Consider the following 7,577-nt stretch of genomic DNA (forward strand, 5'->3'; position numbering starts at 1 on the left):
GGCATGCGCTAGGGCGCCCTGTCGTTTCCGCGCGCCGCCCGCCCGCTTTTCGCACCCCCGTCTTTCACAAAACAATATCGATGGCAACACCACAGAGAGGAGACCTCATGGCAGCATCCCAAGCCCGTTTTTCCCGACCTTCCAGCCGCCACGCGCTGCGCGCGACGGTGTCGGCCCTGTCGCTGGCCGCCGGCCTGCTGTGCCTGGCGCCCGCCGCGCATGCGCAGTCCGCCGACAGCCTGCAGGCGCAGATCGACACCCGCGCCAAGGCCGTCGAGGCGCAGCTCATCGCATGGCGCCGGGATATCCACCAGCACCCCGAGCTCGGCAACTACGAGGTGCGCACCAGCAAGCTGGTGGCCGACCACCTGCGCAAGCTGGGCATGGAAGTGAAGACGGGCGTGGCCAGGACCGGTGTGGTGGGCGTGCTCAAGGGCGGCAAGCCTGGCCCGGTAGTGGCACTGCGCGCCGACATGGATGCGCTGCCGGTGAAGGAGCGCGTCGACGTGCCCTTCGCTTCGAAGGCAAAGGGCCAGTACCTCGGCAAGGAAGTGGACGTCATGCACGCATGCGGGCATGACACCCACGTGGCGATACTGATGGCGACGGCCGAGGTGCTGGCCGGCATGAAGGACCAGTTGCCGGGCACGGTCAAGTTCATCTTCCAGCCGGCCGAGGAAAGCCCGGCGGATTTCGAGCCCAACGGCAGCAATACGTGGGGCGCCAAGCAGATGGTGGCCGAGGGCGTGCTGGACAACCCCAAGGTGGACGCCATTTTCGGCCTGCACGTGAGCAGCGGCATCGAGTCCGGCAAGCTGGCCTGGCGCAGCGGCCCGTCGATGGCCGCCGCCGACCAGTTCTGGATCGACGTCAAGGGCCGCCAGACCCACGGCGCGCGACCCTGGGGCGGGATCGACCCGATCGTGGTGGCGTCGCAGATCGTGATGGGCCTGCAGACCATCCAGAGCCGCCAGGTCAACGCCATGCTGGAGCCTTCGGTGATCACCGTGGGCACCATCCACGGCGGCAACCGCATGAATATCGTGCCGGAGAAGGTCGAGATGATGGGCACGGTGCGCACCTATGACGAAGGCATGAAGAAAGACATCCATGCCCGCATGAAGCGCACCACCGAGGCCATCGCCACCAGCGCCGGCGCCGAAGCCACCTTCAAGGTGGTGGAGCTCTACAACGCCACCGTCAACCAGCCCGCGCTGACCGACAAGATGGCGCCCACGCTCAAGCGCGTGGCCGGCGACGGCAACTGGATGATCGCGCCCAAGGCCACCGCCTCCGAGGATTTCTCCTTCTACCAGGAAAAGGTGCCGGGCCTGTTCTTCAACCTCGGCGTCACGCCGAAGGGCACCGATGTGACCAAGGCGGCCTCCAACCACTCGCCCGAGTTCTATGTGGACGAACCGGCGCTGGTCAACGGCGTGCGCGCGCTGTCGAACCTGACGCTCGACTACATGACGATGGCGCAGCGCTGAGGCATTGGCGCGAGCCCCGGGCGGCGCCAGGCGCCCCCGGGGCGCGCGGGCGTCTACAATACGGGTCCTGGCCGCCGAGGCGGCCTGCATTTCCGGACCCAACGCCACCGGGCGCGCGCCGCGCGCCCGCATCCACGCCATGCCCCTGATTCTTCAAAGTCTCGCGCCGATCGGCGCCGCCGATCTCGACGCGCTGCGTTCCCTGGCCCAGGCGCCGCAACTGGCTGCGCGCACGGAGTTCGTCGCCGCCGCCGACGACTGCGCCCCGCTCACCCCCGCCCTGCGCGAGGCCCTGGATGCCTACTGCGGCCCGCGCGCGATCGACTGGGCCATGGTGCCGGCCGGCCGCAGGCTGTCGGACTTCCGCCTAGTGGCGATGGACATGGACTCCACGCTGATCACCATCGAGTGCATCGACGAAATCGCCGATTTCTGCGGCCTCAAGGCCGAAGTCTCCGCCATCACCGAGGCCGCCATGCGCGGCGAGATCACGGACTTCAACGAGAGCCTGCGCCGCCGCGTGGCGCTGCTCAAGGGACTCGACGCCAGCGTGCTGGACCGCGTCTATGAAGAGCGGCTGCGCCTGTCGCCGGGTGCGGAAAACATGCTGCAGACCGTGCAGGCGCTGGGTCTGCGCACGCTGCTGGTGTCGGGTGGCTTCGTGCATTTCACGGAGAAGCTCAAAGCCCGCCTCAAGCTCGACGTCACCCGCGCCAATACGCTCGAGATCGTCAACGGCAAGCTGACGGGCCAGGTGCTGGGCGAGATCGTCAACGCCGACGTCAAGGCGCGCACGGTGCGCGAGGTCTGCGAGCAGATCGGCGCCGAACCCGCGCAAGCCATCGTCATGGGCGACGGCTCGAACGACCTGAAGATGATGGCCGTGGCCGGCCTGTCGGTGGCCTTCCGCGCCAAGCCCGTGGTGCGCGCGCAGGCCAGCGTGGCGTTCAACCATGTCGGCCTGGACGGCCTGCTGCAACTGTTCCCGCGCTGACCGGCCGGGCGTTCCGCCCGCATCCGGCCTCCAGGCCCTGGCCCCCCGGGCCTTCGGCCGCGGCACCCCGGCGCCATGCCGGGGGTTCGCCTCCCGCATCCTCCCGCACCCCCCGTATCCCACCCCCCGTACCAGCCTGAACCGGTAGCGCCAGCGCGCGCGGCCGGCAGCATCACATGCGCAGCGCTTGCAAGTTTAAATCGGAATCATTATCATTTGCCTTTACTTAAATGCTATGAACCTGTCATGCAAGTGCTTGCCGCGCTGCTAGGGTTGGGCGGCGCCTGCTGCTTCTATCTTGCCTCGCCCAACCAGCGCCTCCTGTCCTCGTTCGCGGCAGGCGCGGCGCGTAGCCGCGGCACATGGCTCTGCTGGACGGCGACGCTGGCCATCGCGGTCTCCGCATGGGCGTGGAGCACGTTGCAAGGCTGGCCCAGCGCCATCGCGGCCACGCTGGCCACGGTCGGCACCGGCCTCTCGCTGTGGCCATTCACGGGCGCCTATCTCGATGCCCGCCGCCGGCGCCAGCATGGGGTGACCCGATGACCGCGGCAACCGTGCGCACCCCGCGCAAGCCCCAGCCGGGCATGGGTACGAAATGGCTGGCCGGCACCCTGCTTGGCCTGCCCCTTTCCGTCGCATTGTGCGCGCTGTCCGTGATCTGGCTGCCGGGCGGCTGGGAGAGCGGCGCCATAGGCGCCCTGCTGGCCTGCCTGCCGTTGTGGGTGGTCATCATCAGTGCCGCGCTGCTGTTCCGCAGCAGCCGCGCCGCCTGGCTGTGGCTGGCGGCGGGCAACGCAGCCGCCTTCGGCGCGCTGTGGGCCTGGCGCCTGCTGGCCGCCGGCGCGGCATGACACGGGGCATCGGGACCAACACATGAAAGCTGCAACGCTGCGCCTTTACCAGACCCTGCATACCTGGGTCGGCCTGATGGCCGGCTGGGCCCTCTTCATCGCCTTCTTCGCCGGCGCCATCACCGTCTTCCACGAAGAACTGCATACCTGGCAGTCGCCGCACCGCTCCGTGGCCGACCGCCCGGTGGCGCAGGAGAGCGACCCGGCCGCCCTCGACCGCTTCATGCGTGAGCTGGTGGCGGCGCACCCGAAAAGCGCCGACAGCGCCTACGTCACGCTGCCGACCGTGCACGAGCCGGAGTTCACCGCCTACTGGCAGGACAAGGACGGCGAGTGGCAGACCAGCAGCTCGGCCAAGCTTGAAGCCGGCAGGAACACGCCCAGGGACACTTCGCTCGACGCGAGCCAGGGCGAACTGGCCGCCTTCCTCAACAGCCTGCACTACACGCTGGGCGTGCCCGTGGCGGGCAACTACTTCATGGGCGCGATTTCGGTGCTGTACGGCCTGGCGCTGGTGTCGGGCGTGCTGCTGCACCTGCCGCGCCTGAAGCCGGACCTGTTCGCGATCCGGCCGGGCCGCAACCTCAAGCGCTTCTGGATGGATGCGCACAACGTGGTCGGCCTGTTCAGCCTGCCCTTCCACCTGGTGTTCGCCATCACCGGCGCCGTGCTGTGCCTGGCGATGGTGCTGGTCATGGTCTTCAACGTGCTGGCCTTCGACGGCAAGCTGTTCGAAGCCCTGCCGCGCATGACCACCGCCTCGCCCGAACTGAAGGCAGCGGGGCAGCCGGCGCAGATGCTGCCGGCGGCCACGCTGATGGCCGCCGCGCGCGAACGCGCGGGCGAGCGTTTCACCCCGCTGTCGCTGCGCTACCAGCACTACGGCGACGCCAATGCCTTGATCGAGATCCGCGGCGATACCACGCGCGCGCTCGGCAACTATGGCTCGGTCTCGGTACATGCCGCCGCCGGCCGCGACGACAGCGGCAAGGTGCTGGCCAACCAGACACCCGGCGGGCGCGACGGCAACCACGCCATCTACAGCACCATCTACGCCCTGCATTTCGGCACCTATGGCGACCTCGCGCTGCGCCTGGTCTACCTGCTGGCCGGCCTGGCCGGCGCCTTCCTGTTCTATTCCGGCAACCTGCTGTGGATCGAGTCGCGCCGCAAGACCCGCAAGGCAGATCAGCCGCGCGTGCACCGCCTGCTGGCGCAGGCCACCGTGGGCGTGTGCATCGGATGCTGCATCGGCGTGGCCGCGGCCTTCTGCGGCGCCCTGATCTGGCCCGGACGCACCGCCGGCTGGAGCTACTTCCCGGTCTTCTTCGTCGCCCTGGCGTGGGCGCTGCTGCGTGCCCCGGCGCGGGCCGCCATCGAATTGCTGTGGGTCGCCGCCGCCGGCGCGCTGCTGGTGCCGGTGGTCAACGCGCTGGTAACGGGCGACTACCTCTGGACCGCCGCGCTGGCAGGCCACTGGGCCGTGGCCGGCTTCGACCTCGGCGCGCTGGCGCTGGCCTGCGGCTTTGCCGTGCTGGCCCTGGTCACGCGCCGCCGCGCCCGCAACGGACCGCCCCATTCGGTCTGGGCGCTGCCCGCGCGCGGCGACCCCGCGGCGGCCAAGGTGCCGGCCTCGGTAGCCGAGCCTTCCTGACCCGGGGCCGGGCGCCGCACAGCCCCTTTCCAGGCTTTTCGCCATAACCGTCCGGGCCTGTCCGCAGGCAGGCCCACCTTAACCTTCCTAGGATTCACCCTCCATGTCTAACCTCCACCCTTCGCAAGGGTGCGCCGCCGCATGCGCGCCCGCGCTTCGCCTCTCGCCCATCGCGAGCGCAGTGCTGGGCCTGACCCTCGCCTTCGGCGCGCTGCCGGCCCTTGCCCAGGCGCAGACCGCGGCATCCGCCGACACCACCCTGCCGACCGCCACCGTCACTGCCGCGCGCAGCACCGACCCGGTCAAGGTAGAGCGCGTCAGCGGTGGCGCGCTGGGCGACCGCAAGCCGGTCGACACGCCGTTCTCCGTGGTGGGCGTGACCAGCGAGGAGATCCAGGACCGCATGGCGCTGACCGCCAACGATGTCTTCAAGTACGACCCGTCCGTGTCCATCCTCGGCGACAACACCCGCACGGAGAACTCGTACTTCGCGGTGCGCGGCATGCGCGTGGACCCGCTCAACGGCACCAAGGTCGACGGCCAGAACTTCGTCGCCTGGGATACCGACATCCCGCTGGAGCCGTTCGAACAGGTGGAACTGCTCAAGGGCCTGTCCGGCTTCATGTACGGCTTCGGTTCGCCGGGCGGCATCATCAACTACGTGGTCAAGCGCCCGACCGACACGCCCTATCGCCAGTTCACCTTCGGCTACCAGGCCAACAACATCTGGAGCGAAAAACTGGACGTGGGCGGGCGCTTCGGCGTGGACGACCGGTTCGGCTACCGCATCAATGCCGTCAACGAGGACGGCAACTCGGTCGACCCGAACGTGCATGTGCGCCGGCAGGTGTTCTCGCTGGCCACGGACTTCCGCATCACGCCTGACCTGACCTGGTCGGCCGACGTCATGTACTGGAAGCGCAAGACCAGCGGCACGATCTTCGGCATGTCGTTTGCCTCGGACGTGTCCGTGCCCAGCGCCAGCAAGGTGGCGCGCAACCTGGCGCAGCCGTACTCGACGCACGAGACCGACATGACGACCGTCGGCACGGGCCTCGACTACCGCATCGATGACGCATGGAAGGCCAGCTTCAAGTACCGCTTCGTGCGCCAGAACCGCCTGAACGCGGACAGCTTCCTGTTTGTCGAGGACGCGGCGGGCAACTTCGCCGACACGCAGTACAAATGGAAGACGGCCTACTACTACCAGGCCTACGATGCCATGGTGCAGGGCAAGTTCGACACCGGCGGCATCAAGCATGAAGTGGTGGCGGGCGTGGGCTACCAGACGCAGGTGCGCGAACTGGACTCGGGCATCGGCGGCAACGGCATCTACCTGGGCCAGAGCAACCTGTACAACCCGGTGCTGCTGCCCGAGCAGCCAGGCGTGGGAACGGACTACATGCCCTACCGCGACTACAAGATCACGCAGAAGTCGCTGTACCTGAGCGACACCATCCAGTTCACCCAGCGCTTCTCGGTGCTGGCCGGCCTGCGCTATACGGACTTCGCCCAGAGCAACTACGACACCTCGGCGCAGACCACCTCGCGCTACAAGGCCAGCCCGGTCTCGCCGACCGTGGCGCTGATGTACAAGACGGACGACTTCTCGACCGTGTACTTCAGCTACGTGCAGGCGCTCGAGCAAGGCGGCTCGGCCAGCATCACCAACGCCAACTACCCGCAGGTCTACGGCCCGCTCAAGAGCAAGCAGTACGAGCTTGGCTTCAAGACCGAGCGCCGCGACTGGGGCGCCAGCGTGGCCCTGTTCCGCGTGGACCGTGGCTACGAATACACCAATACGTCGAACGTGTTCGTGCAGGACGGCACGCAGCGCTTCACCGGCCTGGATACCAGCGGCTGGGTGCGCTTCGCGCGCGATTTCCGCCTGCTGGGCGGCGTGATGTGGCTCAACGCCAAGGCGACCGGCGTGGATGATCCGGCCGTCAACGGCAATCGCGTGTTCGCCACGCCGCAATACATCGCCACCGCCCGCATCGAGTACGACACCCCGTTCCTGCGCGGCCTGACGCTGTCGGCCGGCGCCAAGATCACCGGCGACATGTACGTGAACTCGGCCAACACGCAGAAGGTGCCCTCGTACACCACGGTGGACCTCGGCGCCCGCTACCTGACCAAGGTCGCCGGCAAGGCCGTCACGCTGCGCGCCGCGGTCACCAACCTGGCCGACAAGCGCTTCTGGACCACCACCTACGACGGCTTCGTGCTGCCAGGCGCATCGCGCACCTTCCTGGCCAATGCCAGCGTGCAGTTCTGACCCTCCGGGCCTGCCGCAAAAGAGAACGGCCCCGTCTGGCGAAGACGGGGCCGTTCTCTGTTCCGGGGGGGGGGCCGGCCTGCTCAGGCCACCAGCTTCGCTTCCATGGCCGCGCGCAGGTCGGCGATCAGGTCACGGGTGTCCTCCAGCCCGATATACAGGCGCACCAGTTCACCCGCGTGCTCCCAGCCGGCGGGGGGCCAGCTGCCCGCCGGCCGCATGGTCTGCACGTGGTACGGCACCGCCAGGCTGTGCGCCCCGCCCCAGGACCAGCCGATCGCGAACAGGCGCAGCGCCTCGACGAAGG

The 7,577-nt window shown here is 68.5% G+C and carries 7 protein-coding genes; 6 read left to right on the plus strand and 1 reads right to left on the minus strand.

From position 1 onward, the window contains the following. Positions 1 to 107 precede the first annotated feature (107 nt). The 6 genes from AC1DKV_RS18760 to AC1DKV_RS18785 all read left to right on the plus strand — a co-directional run bounded on the left by AC1DKV_RS18760 (position 108) and on the right by AC1DKV_RS18785 (position 7,270). On the plus strand, positions 108 to 1,490 hold the full coding sequence (locus AC1DKV_RS18760) for an amidohydrolase (RefSeq protein ID WP_441616010.1): 1,383 nt from the start codon (positions 108 to 110) through the stop codon (positions 1,488 to 1,490). Positions 1,491 to 1,629: 139 nt separating this feature from the next. Then, positions 1,630 to 2,484 carry a phosphoserine phosphatase SerB gene (gene serB, locus AC1DKV_RS18765; RefSeq protein WP_441616011.1) on the plus strand — a complete coding sequence of 285 codons (855 nt, stop codon included), beginning with the start codon at positions 1,630 to 1,632 and terminating at the stop codon, positions 2,482 to 2,484. A gap of 246 nt (positions 2,485 to 2,730) precedes the next feature. Continuing rightward, positions 2,731 to 3,030, plus strand: a complete 300-nt coding sequence (locus AC1DKV_RS18770) for a hypothetical protein (protein ID WP_441616013.1) — start codon at positions 2,731 to 2,733, stop codon at positions 3,028 to 3,030. Then, positions 3,027 to 3,338, plus strand: coding sequence for a hypothetical protein (locus AC1DKV_RS18775; protein WP_441616015.1), 312 nt, complete (start codon positions 3,027 to 3,029; stop codon positions 3,336 to 3,338). The genes AC1DKV_RS18770 and AC1DKV_RS18775 overlap by 4 nt, the downstream gene beginning before the upstream one ends. A gap of 22 nt (positions 3,339 to 3,360) precedes the next feature. Next, positions 3,361 to 4,992, plus strand: coding sequence for a PepSY-associated TM helix domain-containing protein (locus AC1DKV_RS18780; RefSeq protein WP_441616017.1), 1,632 nt, complete (start codon positions 3,361 to 3,363; stop codon positions 4,990 to 4,992). A gap of 103 nt (positions 4,993 to 5,095) precedes the next feature. Next, complete coding sequence (locus tag AC1DKV_RS18785; RefSeq protein ID WP_441616019.1) at positions 5,096 to 7,270, plus strand: TonB-dependent siderophore receptor; 2,175 nt, start codon at positions 5,096 to 5,098, stop codon at positions 7,268 to 7,270. 83 nt (positions 7,271 to 7,353) lie between these two features. Here the strand turns inward: AC1DKV_RS18785 and AC1DKV_RS18790 are convergent. Next, a partial coding sequence (locus tag AC1DKV_RS18790) for a PLP-dependent transferase (protein ID WP_477137769.1) occupies positions 7,354 to 7,577 on the minus strand: 224 nt, incomplete at its 5' end.

This window comes from Cupriavidus sp. 05T41 (genome assembly GCF_056396525.1).